This is a genomic window from Marinobacter shunpengi (genome assembly GCF_045449695.1).
GTDB lineage: Bacteria > Pseudomonadota > Gammaproteobacteria > Pseudomonadales > Oleiphilaceae > Marinobacter.
In genome coordinates this window covers 238659-257679 of sequence record NZ_JBJJKZ010000012.1, presented here as the reverse complement: position 1 = coordinate 257679, position 19021 = coordinate 238659, and the positions used below count along the sequence as shown (strand labels likewise).

The following is a 19021-nucleotide window of genomic DNA, read 5'->3' as shown; positions in this document are numbered from 1 at the left end:
AGAGGATCGTTTCCGGACTTCATGGCTAAGACTGGCAAGCAAGAAGCGGCCCCAGCGGCGCTCACGGAAAAACAGCAGCGGTTTCGCCGTCTGGTCGCCCAGGGTGCCAGGGAAGGTCTGGTCATTGCGCTGATCGCATTGACCATCTTCCTGGCCATGGCCCTCGCCACCTACAGCCCGGCCGATCCCGGCTGGGCGTCCATCGGCCATCAGATTAATGTGGACAATGCCGCCGGTCGCTTTGGTGCCTGGCTGGCCAGCCTGATGATGGATGTATTCGGGCAGGTCTCCTACCTGTTTCCCCTCATGGTGGCGGGATACGCACTGCTGCTGATCCGCCTGCGTCATGATCCCCTGGAGATGCACTGGCCCCTGCTGCTGGTCAGGGCGGGGGGCTTCCTGCTGATCCTGTTGTCCGCCTGCAGCCTGCTGGCCCTGTATTCCCTGTTCGGCCTGGGGGCAACCTCCGGTGGTGTGCTGGGGCAGGCGGTGTCCTCCGCCATGGTCCGCTTCTTCAATCTGCCCGCCACCACCCTGATCCTGGTGGCCATCTTCCTGTTCGCATTGACCGTGACCACGGGGCTGTCCTGGTTCCGGTTGATGGACGCGGTGGGCGGCTACACGCTCAAGGGGCTGCTCTGGCTCAAGGACCTGTTCACCCCCGGTGAGTCCTCCGACGACGAAGACGCCAGGCCGGAATCTGCCCGCAAGGTGAACCCCGCACCGGAGCCGCCCGTGCTGACCGCTACCGGGGCAGGGGAGGAGACATCCGGCAAGCCCAGGTGGCGTTGGTTGTGGCCATTTGGCGGGAAAAAGGATGATGATAACGATGAGGTCTCCCGGCCCAAGGCGGATCCCATGTCCGCGCGGCGGGGGCTGGACGACGATGAGCCGGTGATCCTGGAAAGTTTCAGTTCCCGGGACGACGAGGCACCGGCTCCGAAGCCGAAGAAGGCTAACGGTAAGAAGACGGATGCGGCCAATAACAGCAAGGTGAAAATCTCGCCGTTCAAGCGGGACGACGTCAGTGAGTCGGAGAAGGCGGAGACCCGTAAACAGGCGTCCCTGTTTGAGGACCTGGAAAGTCCGATACCGCCACTGACGCTGCTGGACCCGCCGGAGGAACACAAGGGCCAGGGCTACTCCGAGGAATCCCTGGAACACATGTCGCGGATGCTGGAAGAGAAACTGGCGGATTTCGGTGTCTCCGTGGAGGTGGTCGAGGTTAATCCCGGCCCGGTGATCACCCGCTTCGAGATCAAGCCGGCGCCGGGTGTGAAGGTCAGCAAGATCTCCAACCTGGCCAAGGACCTGGCCCGGTCACTGGCGGTGCTCAGTGTGCGGGTGGTGGAGGTGATTCCCGGCAAGTCCGTGGTTGGGATCGAGATCCCCAACGAGAAGCGGGACATGGTTCGCCTGAGCGAGGTGCTCGGGGCGAAAGTGTTCACCGAATCCTCATCGGCACTGACCCTGGCGCTGGGTAACGATATCGGCGGCAATCCCATGGTGGCGAATCTTTCCAAGATGCCCCACCTGCTGGTGGCCGGCACCACCGGTTCCGGTAAATCGGTGGGCGTGAACGCCATGCTGATCAGCATGCTGCTGAAGGCGACGCCGGAGGATGTGCGCTTCATCATGGTGGATCCCAAGATGCTGGAACTGAGCATCTATGAAGGGATCCCGCACCTGCTGTCGCCGGTGGTGACGGACATGAAGGACGCCGCCAATGCGCTGCGCTGGTGTGTGGCCGAGATGGAGCGCCGCTACAAACTGATGGCCAATCTCGGGGTCAGGAATGTGGCCGGCTACAACCGCAAGGTAAAGGACGCGCGGGCTGCCGGCGAGCCGCTCCTCGACCCTTTCTGGAAGCCGGACGAGTATCTGGACAATGACGAACAGGAACGCCCGGAACTGGAAACCCTGCCGTTTATCGTGGTGGTGATCGACGAATTCGCCGACATGATGATGATCGTCGGCAAGAAGGTGGAAGAGCTGATCGCCCGCATCGCCCAGAAGGCGAGGGCAGCGGGTATCCACCTGATCCTGGCCACCCAGCGTCCGTCGGTGGACGTGATCACCGGCCTGATCAAGGCCAACATCCCCACCCGGATTTCCTTCCAGGTGTCCTCCAAGATCGACTCCCGCACGGTACTGGACCAGGGCGGCGCCGAGCAGTTGCTGGGTCATGGCGATATGCTCTACCTGCCGCCGGGGTCTGGCCTGCCGGTGCGGGTCCACGGCGCCTTCGTTGATGACGACGAGGTGCATCGTATCGTCAATGCCTGGAAGGCCCGTGGGGAACCGGAATACGTGGACGATGTCCTTAATGGAGCAGAGGGCGAGAGCCTTCCCGGTGTGCCCACCCTGTCCGAGGGTGGTGGCGACAGCGAGGGCGATGCGCTCTTTGATGAAGCGGTGGCATTCGTCACCGAGGGGCGGCGGGTGTCCATCTCCTCGGTTCAGCGCAAGTTCAAGATCGGCTACAACCGGGCCGCAAACCTGGTGGACGCCATGGAAGCCGCCGGTGTGGTCAGCCCCGCCGGCCATAATGGCGCCAGGGAAGTCCTTGCGCCGCCACCCCCGAAACCCTGAGTTCTCAGGAGGTACTGAATGATCAAAGCGGGTCGAACAATTCTGGCCGCGGCAGCACTGGTGCTGTTCTCCTCGTTCACCTGGGCGCAGGAGCAGGCCGCCAAACGCCTGGCCGACACCCTGAGCAGCTATGCCACCTTCCAGGCCGGCTTCACCCAGACCGTGGCGGATGACCAGGGCCGGGTGATCCAGGAAACCAGCGGCACCCTCAAGGCCAAGCGGCCGGGGCTGTTCTACTGGGAAACCGAGCCTCCCACCAACCAGTTCATTGTCAGCAACGGCGAGACCGTTGAGCTGTACGACCCGGACCTGGAACAGGTCACCATCCAGGACCTGGATGAGCAGGTCAGTACCACCCCGGCCCTGCTGCTCAGTGGCGAGACCGACGGCCTGGCGGAAACCTACGAGATCACTGAGGCCCGCTACGGCGACCACACCCGGGAATATACCCTGGTGCCCCGCAGCGAGGATTCGCTGTTCCTGTCGCTGACACTGACGTTCTACGACGATGAGCTTCAGGCCATGCGTCTGGAGGACTCCCTGGGCCAGCGTACGGAGCTCGAGTTCGGTAACATCCGTATCAACCAGCCGGTGCCGGACATGGCGTTCAAGCTGGACTACCCGGAGTCGGTGGATGTGATCCAGGGTATGCAGTAATGCAGGACAGCCTGTTCGGGGACCAGCGCGGGTTCGAGCCGCTGGCGGCACGCATGCGGCCCCGCAACCTGGATGAGTACGTGGGCCAGGCCCACCTGGTGGGGCCCGGCAAACCGCTGCGCCAGGCGGTGGAGCAGGGGCAGCTCCACTCGATGATCCTGTGGGGGCCGCCCGGCGTGGGCAAGACCACCTTCGCCCGCCTGCTGGCCAGTGTCGGCGATATGGGGTACGAAACCCTGTCGGCGGTGCTGTCCGGGGTCAAGGATATCCGCGCCGCCGTGGAGCGGGCCCGCAGCCGCAAGCAGGCGGAAGGGCGGGACACCCTGCTGTTCGTGGACGAGGTGCACCGCTTCAACAAGAGCCAGCAGGATGCTTTCCTGCCCCACATCGAGGATGGCACCTTCATCTTTGTGGGGGCCACCACCGAGAACCCGTCGTTTGAACTCAACAGTGCCCTGCTGTCCCGCACCCGGGTGTACGTGCTCAAGAATATCGAGGAGCCGGACCTGATCGGGCTGCTGAAACGGGCCCTGCACGCCGAGGAGGGCCTGGCGGACCGGGTCACCGTCAGTGATCCGGTGCTGGCAATGATGGCCGCTGCCGGCAGTGGTGATGCCCGCCGGGCCCTGAACGTGCTGGAGGTGGCCTCCGACCTGGCGGAACCGGGTGCCGATGGCCGCCCGGAGATCACCGAGGCGGTGCTGGAGCAGGTCCTTCAGAGCAGCCTGCGCCGCTTCGACAAGGGCGGCGACGTGTTCTACGACCAGATCTCCGCCCTCCATAAGGCGGTGCGGGGGTCGGACCCGGACGGCTCCCTGTACTGGATGTGCCGCATGCTGGATGGTGGCGCCGATCCGCTCTATGTGGCACGCCGGCTGGTCAGGATCGCCTCCGAGGATATCGGCAACGCCGACCCCCGGGCCCTGCGCATGTGCCTCGACGCCTGGGAGGTGCAGGAGCGCCTGGGTTCCCCTGAAGGTGAACTGGCCATGGCCCAGGCGGTTACTTACATGGCCCTGGCTCCCAAGAGCAATGCGGTCTACAGCGCCTACAACCAGTGTATGGCCGATATCCGCCAGGACCCGGATTACCAGGTGCCCGTCCACATCCGCAACGCTCCCACCTCGCTGATGAAGGACCTGGGCTATGGTGAGGAATACCGTTACGCTCATGACGAACCCGAGGCCTTTGCCGCCGGTGAAGCCTACCTGCCCGAGGAGATCCACCAACGCCGTTATTACGAGCCGGTGCCCCGGGGGCTGGAGATCAAACTCGGGGAGAAGCGCCAGCGCCTGGATACCATGAACAGCGCCAGCCAGCGGCAGCGTTATCCGTCCGGCAAGTCCTGACACGGGGTCACCCACGGGTCGCCTGTATCCGGTGGATCCGCCCCTTCTTCCCATACCCCTTCCGCAATTGCCTGTCATACCTTAACGGGGGACACGGCGAACGGTTATAATCTCCCGCTATTGCTATCAATCACACCCAGTCAAACAGGGATTGCCATGCTCGACCCGAAACGTGTCCGCGCTGAAACCGACGACATTGCCCGCCGCCTGGCGGTCAAGCACTTTACCTTTGATCGCGACCAGTTCAACGAGCTGGAAGAGAAGCGTCGATCCATCCAGGTGCGGACCGAAACCCTCCAGAGCGAGCAGAACCGCCGGTCCAAGTCCATCGGCAAGGCCAAGGCCGCGGGTGAGGATATCCAGCCCCTGCTGGAGGAAGTGGAAGACCTGAAGCGTCAGAAGGCGGAAGCGGAGGATGAACTCCGCGCTGTCCAGGAAACCCTGGCCGCTTTCCTGGACGGCATCCCGAACGTGCCGGACGACACCGTGCCGGAGGGGGAGAGCGAGGACGAGAATGTAGAGGTGCGCCAATGGGGCACGCCCCGTTCCTTCGATTTCGAGGTGAAGGACCATGTCAGTCTGGGCGAGGCCCTGGGCGGCATGGATTTCGAGGCCGGCACCCGTCTGGCCCACAGCCGGTTCGTGGCCATGCGGGGCGGCATTGCCCGCCTGCACCGGGCGCTGACCCAGTTCATGCTGGATCAGCACACCCTGGAGCATGGTTACGAGGAAACCTATGTTCCTTATCTGGTGAACAAGGATACCCTGTACGGAACCGGTCAGTTGCCGAAGTTCGAGGAGGACCTGTTCCGTATTGACGGCGAACAGCCCCTGTACCTGATCCCCACCGCCGAGGTGCCGGTGACCAACCTGGTGGGAGACAGCATTCTGGACGACGCCAGCCTGCCGCTGAAGTTTGTCGCCCATACGCCGTGCTTCCGCAGTGAGGCAGGCTCCTACGGTCGTGATACCCGGGGCATGATCCGGCAGCACCAGTTCGACAAGGTGGAGCTGATCCATATCGTGCGCCCCGGGGAATCCGAGGCGGCGCTGGAGGAACTCACCGGCAATGCGGAAAAGATCCTGCAGCTCCTCGACCTGCCGTACCGGGTGGTGGAACTGTGCGGTGGCGACATCGGCTTCGCCGCCGCGCGCACCTATGACCTGGAGGTCTGGTTGCCGGGGCAGGGCAAGTACCGTGAGATTTCCTCCTGCTCCAACACCCGGGACTTCCAGGCACGCCGCATGCATGCCCGGTGGCGTAACCCGGAAACCGGTAAGCCCGAGCCCGTCCATACCCTGAACGGCTCAGGGCTCGCCGTTGGCCGCACCCTGATTGCGGTGATGGAGAACTACCAGCAGGCGGACGGCAGCATCGAGGTGCCGGAAGCGCTGCGCCCCTATATGAGAGGTCTGGACAGGATTCAATGACAGGAAAGGAAAAGACGGACGTTCGCCCGGAACAGGGTGGTGCACCCCGATCCGTGGACGCACCATTAAAGGGCGGTTCGGGGGTTCGGCTCCCGTCCCGCTACCGGGTGAACCCGGTCACGCGGAACCCCAATTCTTCGGAAGGCGAGGTGTTCCTGGTCGGCGCCGGTCCCGGAGACCCGGAACTGCTGACCCTGAAAGCCTGGCGGATCCTGCAGCAGGCGGACATCGTGCTCTACGATCGGCTGGTGTCTCAGCCCATCATGGAGTTGATCCCCGAGGGCACTGAGCTGGTGCATGTGGGCAAGAAGCGCGCCGATCACACGCTTCCCCAGGACCAGATCAACCAGAAGCTGGTGGACCTGGCCCGGGAAGGCCGTCGGGTGGTGCGCCTGAAGGGCGGCGACCCCTTTATCTTCGGTCGGGGTGGTGAAGAGATCGAAACCCTGGCGGAAGCCGGCGTCCGCTTCCAGGTGGTTCCCGGTATCACGGCGGCCTCCGGTTGTGCCGCCTACGCTGGTATTCCGCTGACCCACCGGGACTACGCCCAGTCCGTGCGCTTTGTCACCGGTCACCTGAAGAATGACACCTGTGACCTGCCGTGGACCGACTTTGTCCAGACCAACCAGACCCTGGTGTTCTACATGGGGCTGGTGGGGTTGCCCATTATCGTGCGCGAGCTCACCGCCCATGGCATGTCACCATCTATGCCGGTGGCCCTGGTGTCCCGGGGAACGACGCCGGAGCAGGAAGTGGTGAGCGGGACCCTGGAGGATATCGTGGACAAGGTGCGGCAGAGTGCGGTGCAGGCCCCGACGCTGGTGATCATCGGCGAAGTGGTGGGGCTCAGGGGAAAACTGGACTGGATAGCCGCCGTACAGGTCGGCGAGACGGGGCAGGACTGAACGGACCAGGTAGGAGTCTGCGCGATTTCTACCGCGCAGACTCCCAGGCCGGTCCGTCCGTCTCAGGGAGTTCAGCTCAGGCGACCGGGCAGCACATCCTTGAGTTTGTTGCGCATATCCCGCAGGGCCTTCTCGGTGGTTTCCCAGTCGATGCAGGCATCGGTCACCGAGACACCGTACTTCAGGTCGTCCAGGTTGTCCGGAATTGACTGGTTGCCCCAGTTGATGTTGCTCTCCACCATCAGGCTCTGGATCGACCGGTTACCTTCCAGGATCTGGTGGGCCACATCCTGCATGACCAGCGGCTGGATGGCCGGATCCTTGTTGGAGTTGGCGTGGCTGCAATCCACCATGATGGACTTGCGCAGGCCGGCCTTCTCCAGGGCCTGCTCGCACAAGGCCACACTTACCGAATCGTAGTTGGGCTTGCCGCCGCCACCACGCAGTACCGCGTGGCCATACTGGTTGCCCCGTGTACGGACAATGGCCACCTGGCCCTGCTGATCGATGCCCAGGAAGGAGTGGGGGTGGGACACTGACTTCATGGCGTTGATGGCCACATCCAGGCTGCCGTCGGTACCGTTCTTGAAGCCGATGGCCATGGACAGGCCACTGCTCATTTCACGGTGGGTCTGGGATTCGGTGGTGCGGGCGCCGATGGCGGACCAGGAGATACTGTCCTGCAGGTACTGGGGCGAGATGGGGTCCAGCGCCTCAGTAGCGGTGGGCAGCCCCAGTTCCGCGATATCCAGCAGCAGGCGACGGCCCATGTGCAGACCCTGCTCGATGTCGAAGGAGTCGTTCAGGTGCGGGTCGTTGATCAACCCCTTCCAGCCGACGGTGGTACGGGGTTTTTCGAAATAGACCCGCATCACGATGTAGAGGGTGTCACTCAGTTCATCCGCCAGTGCCTTCAGGCGCCGGGCGTAATCCCGGGCCGCTTCCACATCGTGGACGGAGCAGGGCCCGACCACCACGAAGAGCCGATGGTCCTTGCCATCTAGGATGTCATAGATGGTCTGGCGCCCTTCGGTGACGGTGGTCGCGGCCTTCTCCGTCAGGGGCATTTCCCGTTTGAGGGCTTCCGGTGTGATCAGCGGCTCCTGACTGGCCACGTTGAGGTTCTCGAGTTGCTTGCCGGACATACTGTTGTGCTTCCTGATGTTCTCTCGTCAAAACCCTCCGGACGCTGATGCGCAGGGGCTTTGGTGGTTATTTTGATGGACCGATATACTGCGCCATTTGACAGGTCAATGCAACGGAGCAGGGCCGCATTCCGGGCGTTGCGGGCTGGACCTGAGGAGACTGGCGTGCTGCAATGTGGCAGGTGTCCCCAAACGGGATAATCAGGTGCCCGATGGGGCTGATGTCTGAAGCCAAATGGTCAACATGCCCGATTCCTCTCTTACCGATTCCCTGTCCGAACAGATCCTCGGTGTTATCCGCGAGATCCGGGTACCGGACCTGCCGTACCCTGTCGGACAGCCGGAGCGCTTCCAGGACTGGTCCGGGCTCCTGCGGGAGCACTGGACCCTGCAGACCGACCAGCGGGTGTCGGAGGTACTGCAGAACCTGGAAGGCCCCTGGTCTGTGCAGCAGGTCAACGGTGCCTACCTGGCCGACCGTATCATGGACGTGTTCCTGCGTTCGTCCGGATTGCATCCGGTGCTGGTCGCCCGTCTAGCCCGCCTGCGTTACCCCCTGGCCTGGCGGCTGGTGGCGGAAGAGCATCCGGTGTTCACCGGCCTGCTGGTGGAGTGGCTGGACAGCTTCGCGGACTGGCGCGGGTGGAGCGATTCCGGGGGGCGGTCGTCCCGTGCACTGCTGGATCAGCTTGACCGGTTGGTGGCGGTGCTGGACCAGTGCTTCGGGAATAATGACCTGGCGCCATTCGAGGCCTTCTGTGACAAGTGGCAGCGGGATGCTGACCGTCGGCACCAGCACTCCAGCCGCCTGCACCAGCGACTGATGGAAACGGAAACCGGGGCTGCGCGCCAGCGCCGGGCGGACCAGGTGGCCAGGGCCGTGACCGGACGGGCGCTGGACGGCCGGCAACTGCCGGTGGCAACACAGGACTTCCTGATCGATCACTGGCTGCCGCTACTGCGACAGGTGGCCTGGCAGGAGGGTGTTGAGGGGGAGAACTGGCGCCACGGCACACGCCTGCTGGAGTGGATGGTATGGGCCGGTGATCCACAGCTCTCCGGCCAGAACATGGACCGCCTGTACCAGGTGGGCGAACAGCTATCCGACCGGATTACCGAGGTCTGGCAGCGGGTCCGACGGGAAACCCCACCCCGTGGGCCCCTGTCTGCGGTGGAAGCGGTGTTGGTGGACCGCCTGCGGGGAGGCGATCCCGAGGCGGAATCCACCCGGGAAAGGCTGGCCCGCCTGGACCATGATCCGACCTGGATTGATCTGCCGGAGGTGTCCGCCGGGACCCTGGAGCAATACTGCGGAAGCTGGTTCGTGGAAGGCAGCGGTGCCCGGGAACAGCGCCGTTTCTTCCTGGCTTATCTGGAAGAGACGGGGGAAGTGCTCTGGAGCAATGGCTATGGTGTACGGCTGGGGCTGACACCCTGGCATGAATTCCGTCAGTCCCTGGATGAGGGTCGTATGCGTCCGCTACCGCCGCTGACCCGGTTTGGCGATGTGCTGGGCGATACCGTATCGGCCCTGGACCGGGTGCTCTCATCCCAGCGTGGCCAGCGCCAGGAAGCGGCCCGCAAGGCCCGGGAGCGGGCGGAGCAGCTCAGGCAGAAGAAAGAGGCTGAAGCCAGGCAAAAGGCGCAGGCCGAGGCGGCCCGCCAGGCGGAGGCTGAGAAACAGGAACGACTGGCCCGGGAACAGGCGGAGGAGGAAGAGGTCGCCAGGCTCGAAGCCGCCCGTGCGGCGGCCCTGGAGCAGGCGGTGGCGGAAGTGGATCGTCTCAACCTGGGAGGCTGGATCGCCCTCCGGAAGCAACCTGATGCCGAAGACGAACAACGCCTGAAACTGGCGGTGCGGATCAACGCCAGTCGCAAACTGGTCTTTGTTGACCGTCTTGGGCTCAATCGCACGGAGCTGACCACCGATACCCTGGTGGAGCGGTTGCTGGCCAGTACCGCCCGCATACTGGGGGCGACCGCCGAGTTCGACGAAACCCTCAGCCGGGTGGTGGGCCGTATTCGTGTCGGCCGCTAGCCCCGTGGTCCCCTGATGAAAGTGGCAGAACAATGAACAATAACGACCCCTACGCATTTGGCAGTGATGAGCTGGACCCGGACCGGGAACAGCGGGATGAGTTCCGGCTGGTGGGACGCGCCAGCGTCGCCCTGGAGCTGGAATCGCCGGAGCCCGGCGAAGCTGGGCAGGCGCGGGTCGCCCCGGCGGAAAGTTCGGACGTGTCTCCGGGCGGACTGAAGGTAATCACCCGAGAACCGCTGACCCCGGGGGCGTTGTTGCCCGCAGGCATCCGCCTGCACGGTACCGATGAGGCCTGTTCACTGACGGTGGAGGTGGTCTGGTGCCGCCCGGTGGACGATGGTCGCTGGCAGTCCGGGCTGAAGATCCTGGAAACCGGAAACAGTGATTACCTGGCCTGGATGGATGCCGTGGCCCGGGCCATGGAAGGAGAATAGGTGGTGTGCCGTTTGGCCAACTCGCAGTAGATCAGCGAGTTGACCCAACGGCACACCAGGGGGTGAGGGTCACCCCCGGCCGGAACAGATCACTCTTCCAGGGTGCCCATACCGGTAATATTGAAGCCACAATCCACGTACATGACTTCGCCGGTAACGCCGCTGGCCAGATCGGACCCCAGGAAGGCCGCAGCGTTGCCCACTTCCTTCTGGGTGACGTTACGCTTGAGGGGCGCGCGACCGGCGTTCTCGTTGAGCATGCGTCGGAACGCCTTGATGCCGGACGCGGCCAGGGTCTTGATGGGGCCGGCGGAGATGGCGTTGACCCGAACCCCGTCACCACCCAGCGATACCGCCATGTAGCGCACGCTGGCTTCCAGGGAGGCCTTGGCCAGACCCATGACGTTGTAGTTCGGCAGGACCTTCTCGGACCCCAGGTAGGACAGGGTCATCAGGGAACTGTGCTCGTTCAGCAGGCCCTGCTGACGGGCACCCTTGGCCAGGGCCACGAAGCTGTAGGAACTGATGTCGTGGGCAATCCGGAAACCTTCCCGGGTGGTAACGTCCACATAGTTGCCGTCCAGTTCATGGCCCGGGGCGAAACCTACCGCATGGACGATGATGTCGATGCTGTCCCAGTGTTTTTTCAGTTCCGTGAAGACATTGTCGATCTCCTCGTCGCTGGCGACATCGCAGGGGAACGTGAGCTGGCTGCCCCAGTTTTCTGCGAAACCCACCACGCGGGATTTCAGCTTGTCGTTCTGATAGGTAAAGGCCAGTTCGGCGCCTTGCTCATGAAAGGCCTCGGCAATGCCGTAGGCAATGGAATGTTTGCTGGCAACGCCAACAATCAGTGCGCGTTTACCGCTGAGGATTCCCATGTGTGTTCTCCCTATGATGAATTTTGGGGGCATTATCCCTGAAGGAGGTGGCCCTGCCTAACGGTCCATTGGTCGTAGGTCTGCCTCCGACCCATTGGACGGCGGTCGGTAAAACAGTGCGGCCGCCAGAAGTTCCCGGGTGTACTCGGATTCCGGGTTCCGGAATATGGTCTCTGCTGGTCCGCTTTCGACTACCTGGCCGGAGCGCAAGACCAGCAACTGGTGACTCAGCGCCCGGACCACGGCCAGGTCGTGACTGATGAAAAGATAGCTTAGCCCGTAACGGGACTGCAATTCCTGCAGTAATTCAATGACCTGTTTCTGGACCGTACGGTCCAGAGCCGATGTGGGCTCGTCCAGCACGATCACGTCCGGTTGCAGCACCAGGGCCCGGGCAATGGCGATGCGTTGTCGCTGCCCCCCGGAGAATTCGTGGGGGTACCGGTGGCGGGCATCCGGATCCAGTCCCACGTCCAGCAACGCCCGGATTACCTGCTGCTTCTGCTCCTCCGGGCTGGCGTCGCTGTGGATGCCGAGGCCTTCCCCGACGATGTCGCCCACCGACATTCGTGGGCTCAGGCTGCCAAAGGGGTCCTGGAAGACCAGCTGCATTCGCCGTCGCCAGGGCCGGAAACCCTTCTGGTTGAGGTGGTCGATACGGTCGCCAAGGAAGAACACCCGCCCCTGGCCGCTGGTCAGCTTCAGCAGGGTATGGCCGATGGTGGTCTTGCCGCTGCCGCTCTCACCGACAATGCCCAGGGTTTCCCCCCGGCGCAGGGTGAAACTGACGTCCTGGACCGCGTGGAGCCATCGGCGGGGCTTGCCGAACAGGGACCTGCCCACCGGGAAGCGGACGTTCAGGCCTTCCACCCGGAGCAATTCATCCTGGCTGTCATCCATGGGCCGGGGTTGCTCCGGGGGCTCCGAGTCCAGCAGTTTGCGGGTGTACGGATGTGACGGGCTTTTGAAGACCTGATCGGTGTCGCCTTCCTCCACCTTGAGCCCGTTCTCCATCACCACCACCCGCTGGGCGTAGTGGCGTACGATGGTCAGGTCATGGGTGATCAGCAGGACTGCCATGCCCAGCTTTGCCTGCAGTGACTGAAGCAGTTCCAGCACCTGTTTCTGTACCGTGACATCCAGTGCGGTGGTGGGCTCATCGGCGATCAGCAGGTCGGGATCGTTGGCCAGGGCCATGGCGATCATCACCCGTTGTTTCTGGCCGCCGGAGAGCTGGTGCGGGTAGCTGTCCAGCCGGTCCTCCGGTTGCGGGATGCCCACCAGTTCCAGCAGTTCCAGCACCCGCTTACGTGCCTGTGGACCCCGGAGCCCGCGGTGTATGGCAAGTACCTCGGCCACCTGCTTTTCCACGGTATGCAGCGGGTTCAGGGAGGTCATGGGTTCCTGGAAGATCATGCTGATGGAGCGACCACGGACCTGCCGCAGTCGCCGTTCACCGGCGCTGAGCAGATCTTCTCCCCGATAGCGGATGGCGCCCTCAGGGTAGTTCACCAGGCGTTCGTCCAACAGCCCCAGCGCCGACAACGCCGACACGGACTTGCCGGAGCCGCTTTCCCCCACCAGGGCCAGGATCTCGCCCTCCCGCACCTGGAAGGTCAGGCCCCGGACGGCGGGTTCGTTGTCACCGAACCTGAGGGTGAGGTTGTCGAATTCCAGCACGCTGGCCATATCAGTTCTTCCTCGGATCAAAGGCATCGCGCACCGCTTCGCCCACGAATACCAGCAGGGTCAGCATCAGGGCCAGGCTGACGAAGGCGGAGATACCCAGCCAGGGGGCATGCAGGTTCTCCTTGCCCTGGGAAATCAGCTCGCCCAGGGACGGGGAGCCTGGAGGCAGGCCAAAGCCCAGGAAGTCCAGGGAGGTCAGCATGGTAATGGCGCTGGTCAGGATGAACGGCAGGAAGGTGAGAGTGGCCACCATGGCATTGGGCAGGATGTGCCGGAACATGATCTTACGATTCCCGAGCCCCAGGGCCCGGGCGGCCTTGACGTACTCCAGGTTACGGGCCCGCAGGAACTCCGCGCGCACCACGTCCACCAGGGCAATCCAGCTGAACAGCAGCATGATGCCCAACAGCCACCAGAAATTGGGTTTGATAAAGGCCGACAGGATGATCAGCACAAACAGGACCGGTAACCCCGACCAGATCTCCACGAAGCGCTGGCCCAACAGGTCCACCTTGCCGCCGTAATAACCCTGCAGGGCGCCCACGGCAACACCAACGATACAACTCAGGATGGTGAGGATCAGACCGAACAGGACAGAAATACGGAACCCGTAGATCACCCGGGCGGCGACATCCCGGGCCTGGTCATCGGTGCCCAGCCAGTTGTCGGCGGACGGCGGTGCCGGCGAGGGCTGATCCAGGTTGTAGTTCACGGTGTCGTAGCTGAATCGGATGGGAGGCCACAATATCCAGCCCTTGCTGTTGATTTCCTCGAGGATAAAGTCGTCCCGGTAGTCGGTTTCCGTGGGCAGGAAGCCGCCGAAGGTTTCCTCGGGGATCTTCTCGATCATTGGCAGGTACAGCTCACCCTCATAGGACACCAGCAGCGGTTTGTCATTGGCGATGAGCTCGGCGCACAGGGACACGGCGAACAGGATGAGGAACAGCCACAACGACCAGTAGCCCCGTCGATTGCGGCGGAAGTTCTCGAAACGGCGGCGCTGTATGGGTGACAACGTCATCATTACCTAGCCCTCCCTGCTTTCGAAATCGATGCGGGGATCCACCGCCACGTAGGTGAGGTCGCTGATCAGTTTCAGAATCAGCCCCATCAACGTGAAGATGTACAGGGTGCCGAATATCACCGGGTAGTCACGGTTCAGGGCCGCCTCAAAGCCCAGCAGGCCCAGACCATCCAGGGAGAAGATTACCTCGATCAGCAGTGAGCCGGTAAAGAACAGCGACACCAGCACACCGGGCATGCTGGCGATGACAATCAGCATGGCGTTGCGGAAGACGTGGCCATAGAGCACCTGACGCTGGTTCAGACCCTTGGCCCTGGCGGTCACCACATAATGCTTGCCGATCTCATCCAGGAAGGAATTCTTGGTGAGCATGGTCAGGGTGGCAAAGCCGCCGATGACGTTGGCCGTAACCGGGAGCACCAGGTGCCAGAAGTAGTCCTGGATTTTCTCCGGCCAGGACAGTTCGTTGAAGTTGGGAGAGGTCAGCCCGCTGAGGGGAAAGATGTCGAAATAGCTGCCGCCGGCAAACAGGACGATCAGCAGGATGGCGAACAGGAAGCCCGGGATGGCGTAGCCCACCACGATCACGGAGCTGGTCCACACATCGAAGCGGGTGCCGTCGTGGACGGCCTTGCGGATGCCCAGTGGGATCGAGACCAGGTAGATCACCAGTGTCGACCACAGGCCCAGGGAAATGGACACGGGCAGCTTGTCGACAATAAGCTCGACCACGGTTCGGTCCCGGTAGAAGGAATCCCCGAAATCGAAGCGGGCGTAGTCAGCCACCATCTGGAAAAAACGCTCGTGGGCGGGCTTGTCGAAACCGTACATGGCCTCGATCTCTTCCAGCAGTTCCGGATGGATGCCCCGGGAGCTGCGACTGTCACCACCCGCGGATATCTCGCCGCCGCCACCGCCGCTGGCGCGGGTCAGCGCACTGCCGCCGTGGCCCTGCATCTCGGCGATAAGCTGCTCAACCGGGCCGCCGGGTGCGGCCTGGACGATGATGAAATTGAGCAGCAGGATCCCGAACAGGGTCGGGATAATCAGTGCAAGACGCCGGAGAATATAGCTGCCCATGGTAACTGTCAGCTCCGGTGGTCAGGCATGTAGGTGGAATCAGGCATGGAATCAGTTGCCATACCACCAGTTGTCGACGTCCACCCCGTTCTTGGGAGTGGTGGAGGGGCGCTCCAGGAACGACCAATAGGCTATCCGGTCTACGGCAAGGTACCACTGGGGCACCACGTAGTGCCCATGGAGGAGTACCCGGTCCAGAGCATGGGTGCGGGTGACCAGGGATTCCCGGTCCGGCGCCTGGATCACCAGCTTCACCAGTTCATCCACCACCGGGTCCTGGATGCCCGCGTAGTTGCCGGAACCCTTCACATCCGCCACCGAGGAATGCCAGTAGTTCCACTGCTCATTGCCGGGAGAGTCGGATTGCGGAATCCTCATGGTGACGATGTCGAAATCGAAACTCTGGACCCGTTCCACGTATTGATTGGTATCCACCAGCCTCACATCCACCTCCATGCCCAGGCGCTCCAGGTTGTTCTTGAACGGCAGCACGATCCGCTCAAAGGCCTTCTGGTGCAATAGGAACTCGAACGAGAGGGGCTCCCCGGTTTCCCGGTGGACCATGGTGCCGCCGCGAATCTGGTAGCCTGCCTCCTGGAGCAGGGCCATGGCCTTCCTAAGGTTGTCCCTCAGGGTGCGGTCGCCCTCTGTGGAGGGGGGCGCGTAGCGTTCCGTGAATACGTCGTCCGGCAATTGATCCCGGTAGCGTTCGAGGATCTCCAGCTCGCGCCCCTCGGGCAGCCCGGACGATGCCAGTTCGCTGTTCTCGAAGAAACTGGTGCTGCGCTCGTACTGGTCATGGAACAGGTTGCGGTTGGCCCAGTCGAAGTCAAAGGCATAGCCGATGGCCTCCCGCACCCGGGGGTCCGAGAACTTGTCGCGGCGGGTGTTGAAGACAAAAGCCTGCATGCCGGCGGGACGCTGGTGCTCAATGGCCTCGGTGATGATCTGGCCGCTGGCGAAGCGGTCGCCACTGTAGGCGGTGGCCCAGTTCTTGGCAGACGTCTCCATGCGGTAGTCGTATTCACCGGCCTTGAAGGCCTCCAGGATGACCGTCTCGTCGGTATAGTAATCAATGCGGATCAGATCGAAGTTGAAGCGCCCCTGGCGCACCGGCAGGTCGGCGGCCCAGTAGTCCTTGGCCCGCTCGTAGGTGACAAAGCGGCCGGCCTCAAACTCCCCGATACGGTATGGGCCGCTGCCCAGGGGTGGGGTCAGGCCCTGTTTACCAAATTCCCGGTCCTGCCAGTAGTGCTGGGGCAGGATTTCCATCTGCCCGAGGATCAGGGGAAGTTCCCGGTTGCTGGTTTCCCCGAAGTCGAATCGTACCCGTTGTTCCGAGAGGACGGTTACTTCCTCCACCTCGGCGTAGTAGTTCTTGATACCCGGGTGACCCTCTTCCATCAGCAGATTGAAGGTGAAGGCCACATCGTCTGCCGTGATCGGGTGGCCATCGTGGAACCGGGCCTCTGGGCGCAGGTTGTAGATAACATAGCTGCGGTCTTCCGGTGTCTCGATGGATTCCGCGATCAGGCCGTAGGCTGAGAAGGGTTCATCGGCAGAGGATGCCAGCAGGGTGTCATAGAGGTAGGTGCGGATGCCTGCGGCGTAGATGCCGCGCACGATAAAGGGGTTGAAGGTGTCATAGCCGTTGGAGCGCACCGCCAGTCGAAGGCGCCCGCCCTTCGGGGCTTCGGGGTTGACGTAGTCAAAGTGAGGGAAATCCGGTCCGTAGGCCGGCTCGCCATGCATTGCCAGGGCATGTACGGGTTCAACCGTTGCTTCGATGTTCTGAGTGGTGTTGTCGTCGGCTGAGAGGGTGGTGGACAGGAAGAGGGCGCCTGTCAGTGCAAATAGGGAAGAGAACCGAGATATCCTTGGTCTGGCCATAGACATTCTTATACCCGTTATTGTTGCCTGGGCGACCGAAGCCGCCCACTGGAATTGTTCAGAGGCTCCCTTTGACCGGAAAAATCAAGGGCTGTTCCGCACGTCCACGTAGAGTACCAGACTCTGACCGGGTTGCAGATAACGGGAGGTGTTCAGATCGTTCCAGGCGGCGATGTCGCTGACATTAACCGCGAATCGGTTGGCAATGGTCGACAGGGAGTCGCCCCGGCGAACCCGATACCCCACTTTGCGTACCATGCCGGAACGGTTGTTACTGGCCACCTGGGTGGCGGATGCCGCATCGGCATTCTTGGACCAGATCACCAGCTTGCGGCCAGGCACCAGCGGGTCTCCCGGTGCCATGCCATTCCAGGCGGCCACCTGCCGCACGCTGACGCCGTGCTCCCGGGCGATATCCCAGAAGGTGTCCCCCCGGGTTACCTTGTACTCCACCCGCTGGCCGTCGTTGTTGCGGCCACCCTGTGCCTGTTTACGGGCGATGCGCTGGCTTTCGCTGTGGCTGTAGGTGTCTTTGCCGGCCCGGGCGGAAGGGATCAGTAGTTGCTGGCCAACGCGGATGATGTCGCTGTTGAGGTTGTTCACCTCACGCAACACCGCCACCGTTGTGCCATGGCGGCGGGAGATGGCGCCAAGGTTGTCGCCGGAGCGGACCTGGTAGTGGTCCCAGGATACCCGTGAGTCCGGATCGAGCGCGGCAATGCCCTGGCGGAAACGGTCGGCACTGGCTACCGGCACCAGAAGGCGGTGGGGGCCATCCGGGCGAGTGGCCCAGCGGTTGAACGATGGGTTCAGCAGGTAGATCTCGTCCACGTCCACACCGGCCAGTTCCGCCGCGTGGGCCAGGTCGATCTGACCGCCGGTCTCCACCACCTCGAAGTAGGGCTCATCCTCAAGGGGGGGCAGTTCAATGCCGTAGGCCTCGGGGTCGTCGAAGATCTTGGCCAGGGCGATCAGCTTGGGGACGTAATGGCGGGTTTCCCGGGGCAGGTCCAGGGACCAGTAGTCCGTGGGCTCACCCTTGCGGTTGTTGCGGCGGATGGCGCTGGATACCGTGCCGCCACCACTGTTATAGGCCGCCAGTGCCAGGGTCGGGTCGCCGTCGAAACGCTGGGCCAGTTGATCCAGGTAGGTCAGGGCGGCATTGGTGGATGCGAGGACATCACGACGGTCATCGTGCCACCAGCTCTGGTCCAGCCCGAAGTGGCGACCCGTGCCCGGAATGAACTGCCACAGGCCGGACGCCCGACCGTGGGAATAGGCAAACGGATCGAACGCGCTTTCCACCACCGGCAGCAGGGCGTACTCCATGGGCAGCCCGCGGTGTTCGATTTCCTCGACAATGTAGTAGAGGTAGCGACGCCCCCGTTCCACCACACGCTTCACGTAGGCCGGGTGCTTCTGGTACCAGTCCAGTTGTTGTTGCATGCGCTCGTCGCCCTGGTCGTGGTCCATGGCGAAACCAGCGCGAATCCGCATCCAGAGGTCCCGGTCCTCCTCGGCCACCTCGCCGTCCGCCACTTCACCGGAATCAAGCCGGTCCCGGGCCTTTTCGGCGGTTTCCTTGAGGGAGGGCTCTATGGACTCGTCCAGTTCGGTGGTGCCGTCTTTTGTCTGGTCCTCGACAGAGCGCTTCAGGGCATCGTCGCCGGCGGCAACGGTCTGCTGGTGGGAGTCGAGGACGGTATCATCCTCCTTGCCGTACCAGGCCGAATTGGAGGTGCAACCGGCCAGGAAAAAGGTGAGGAGGGTCAGTGTGGTGGTACGTTTTGCCATCATATCGGACATTCCAGAGCTCGGACGGATTCCAGCCTTTTCCCTGGCTGCCGAGCGGGTCAACGGGTTCGTAAAACGTTCGCGATTTTATGTAACCCCCGTATGCGGG

General features: G+C 62.9%; 12 protein-coding genes and 3 pseudogenes. 8 read left to right on the top strand and 7 right to left on the bottom strand.

What is annotated here, in order from left to right; all coding sequences use genetic code 11:
* Window positions 1-21: 21 nt before the first annotated feature.
* The 6 genes and pseudogenes from ACJO2E_RS20100 to cobA all read left to right on the top strand — a co-directional run.
* Window positions 22-640, top strand: a pseudogene (locus ACJO2E_RS20100) (DNA translocase FtsK 4TM domain-containing protein); the annotation flags it as partial.
* Window positions 641-1050: 410 nt separating this feature from the next.
* Window positions 1051-2592: pseudogene (locus tag ACJO2E_RS20095) on the top strand (DNA translocase FtsK); the annotation flags it as partial.
* An 18-nt stretch (window positions 2593-2610) separates the two neighbouring features.
* Window positions 2611-3249, top strand: a complete 639-nt coding sequence (gene lolA, locus ACJO2E_RS07790) for an outer membrane lipoprotein periplasmic chaperone LolA (protein ID WP_406963316.1) — start codon at window positions 2611-2613, stop codon at window positions 3247-3249.
* Complete coding sequence (locus ACJO2E_RS07785) at window positions 3249-4598, top strand: replication-associated recombination protein A (RefSeq protein WP_406963315.1); 1350 nt, start codon at window positions 3249-3251, stop codon at window positions 4596-4598. Before lolA ends, ACJO2E_RS07785 begins: the two co-directional genes overlap by 1 nt.
* A gap of 156 nt (window positions 4599-4754) precedes the next feature.
* On the top strand, window positions 4755-6029 hold the full coding sequence (gene serS, locus ACJO2E_RS07780) for a serine--tRNA ligase (protein WP_406963314.1): 1275 nt from the start codon (window positions 4755-4757) through the stop codon (window positions 6027-6029).
* Between the two features lie 143 nt (window positions 6030-6172).
* Window positions 6173-6934: pseudogene (cobA, locus tag ACJO2E_RS07775) on the top strand (uroporphyrinogen-III C-methyltransferase); the annotation flags it as partial.
* A 71-nt stretch (window positions 6935-7005) separates the two neighbouring features.
* On the opposite strand, the gene ACJO2E_RS07770 reads toward cobA, so the two are convergent.
* A complete protein-coding gene (locus ACJO2E_RS07770) occupies window positions 7006-8079 on the bottom strand; it encodes a 3-deoxy-7-phosphoheptulonate synthase (protein WP_406963313.1) in 1074 nt (357 codons plus the stop codon).
* A 244-nt stretch (window positions 8080-8323) separates the two neighbouring features.
* Between ACJO2E_RS07770 and ACJO2E_RS07765 the strand changes: the two genes are divergently transcribed.
* Complete coding sequence (locus ACJO2E_RS07765; RefSeq protein ID WP_406963312.1) at window positions 8324-10117, top strand: DUF1631 family protein; 1794 nt, start codon at window positions 8324-8326, stop codon at window positions 10115-10117.
* A 32-nt stretch (window positions 10118-10149) separates the two neighbouring features.
* Window positions 10150-10554: a PilZ domain-containing protein gene (locus ACJO2E_RS07760; protein ID WP_406963311.1), complete on the top strand. Its 405-nt coding sequence runs from the start codon at window positions 10150-10152 to the stop codon at window positions 10552-10554.
* A gap of 89 nt (window positions 10555-10643) precedes the next feature.
* On the opposite strand, the gene ACJO2E_RS07755 is transcribed toward ACJO2E_RS07760, so the two are convergent.
* The 6 genes from ACJO2E_RS07755 to ACJO2E_RS07730 form a co-directional block, all read right to left on the bottom strand.
* Entirely contained in the window at window positions 10644-11435 is a 792-nt protein-coding gene (locus tag ACJO2E_RS07755; RefSeq protein WP_406963310.1) for an enoyl-ACP reductase FabI, read from the bottom strand.
* 57 nt (window positions 11436-11492) lie between these two features.
* Entirely contained in the window at window positions 11493-13124 is a 1632-nt protein-coding gene (locus ACJO2E_RS07750) for an ABC transporter ATP-binding protein (RefSeq protein ID WP_406963309.1), read from the bottom strand.
* A gap of 1 nt (window position 13125) precedes the next feature.
* On the bottom strand, window positions 13126-14145 hold the full coding sequence (locus ACJO2E_RS07745) for an ABC transporter permease (protein WP_406963589.1): 1020 nt from the start codon (window positions 14143-14145) through the stop codon (window positions 13126-13128).
* 6 nt (window positions 14146-14151) lie between these two features.
* Window positions 14152-15228, bottom strand: a complete 1077-nt coding sequence (locus tag ACJO2E_RS07740; RefSeq protein WP_406963308.1) for a microcin C ABC transporter permease YejB — start codon at window positions 15226-15228, stop codon at window positions 14152-14154.
* 51 nt (window positions 15229-15279) lie between these two features.
* Window positions 15280-17118: an extracellular solute-binding protein gene (locus tag ACJO2E_RS07735; protein ID WP_406963307.1), complete on the bottom strand. Its 1839-nt coding sequence runs from the start codon at window positions 17116-17118 to the stop codon at window positions 15280-15282.
* A gap of 84 nt (window positions 17119-17202) precedes the next feature.
* Entirely contained in the window at window positions 17203-18915 is a 1713-nt protein-coding gene (locus ACJO2E_RS07730; protein WP_406963306.1) for a lytic transglycosylase, read from the bottom strand.
* Window positions 18916-19021: the final 106 nt, after the last annotated feature.

Bases quoted from the DNA above. Each gene is read 5' to 3' on its own strand.
- ACJO2E_RS07785 (WP_406963315.1), top strand. From the start codon at position 3,249: ATGCAGGACAGCCTGTTCGGGGACCAGCGCGGGTTCGAGCCGCTGGCG.
- ACJO2E_RS07730 (WP_406963306.1), bottom strand. From the start codon at position 18,915: ATGATGGCAAAACGTACCACCACACTGACCCTCCTCACCTTTTTCCTG.
- ACJO2E_RS07745 (WP_406963589.1), bottom strand. From the start codon at position 14,145: ATGACGTTGTCACCCATACAGCGCCGCCGTTTCGAGAACTTCCGCCGC.
- ACJO2E_RS07765 (WP_406963312.1), top strand. From the start codon at position 8,324: ATGCCCGATTCCTCTCTTACCGATTCCCTGTCCGAACAGATCCTCGGT.
- lolA (WP_406963316.1), top strand. From the start codon at position 2,611: ATGATCAAAGCGGGTCGAACAATTCTGGCCGCGGCAGCACTGGTGCTG.
- ACJO2E_RS07755 (WP_406963310.1), bottom strand. From the start codon at position 11,435: ATGGGAATCCTCAGCGGTAAACGCGCACTGATTGTTGGCGTTGCCAGC.
- serS (WP_406963314.1), top strand. From the start codon at position 4,755: ATGCTCGACCCGAAACGTGTCCGCGCTGAAACCGACGACATTGCCCGC.
- ACJO2E_RS07750 (WP_406963309.1), bottom strand. From the start codon at position 13,124: ATGGCCAGCGTGCTGGAATTCGACAACCTCACCCTCAGGTTCGGTGAC.
- ACJO2E_RS07760 (WP_406963311.1), top strand. From the start codon at position 10,150: ATGAACAATAACGACCCCTACGCATTTGGCAGTGATGAGCTGGACCCG.
- ACJO2E_RS07735 (WP_406963307.1), bottom strand. From the start codon at position 17,118: ATGGCCAGACCAAGGATATCTCGGTTCTCTTCCCTATTTGCACTGACA.
- ACJO2E_RS07740 (WP_406963308.1), bottom strand. From the start codon at position 15,228: ATGGGCAGCTATATTCTCCGGCGTCTTGCACTGATTATCCCGACCCTG.
- ACJO2E_RS07770 (WP_406963313.1), bottom strand. From the start codon at position 8,079: ATGTCCGGCAAGCAACTCGAGAACCTCAACGTGGCCAGTCAGGAGCCG.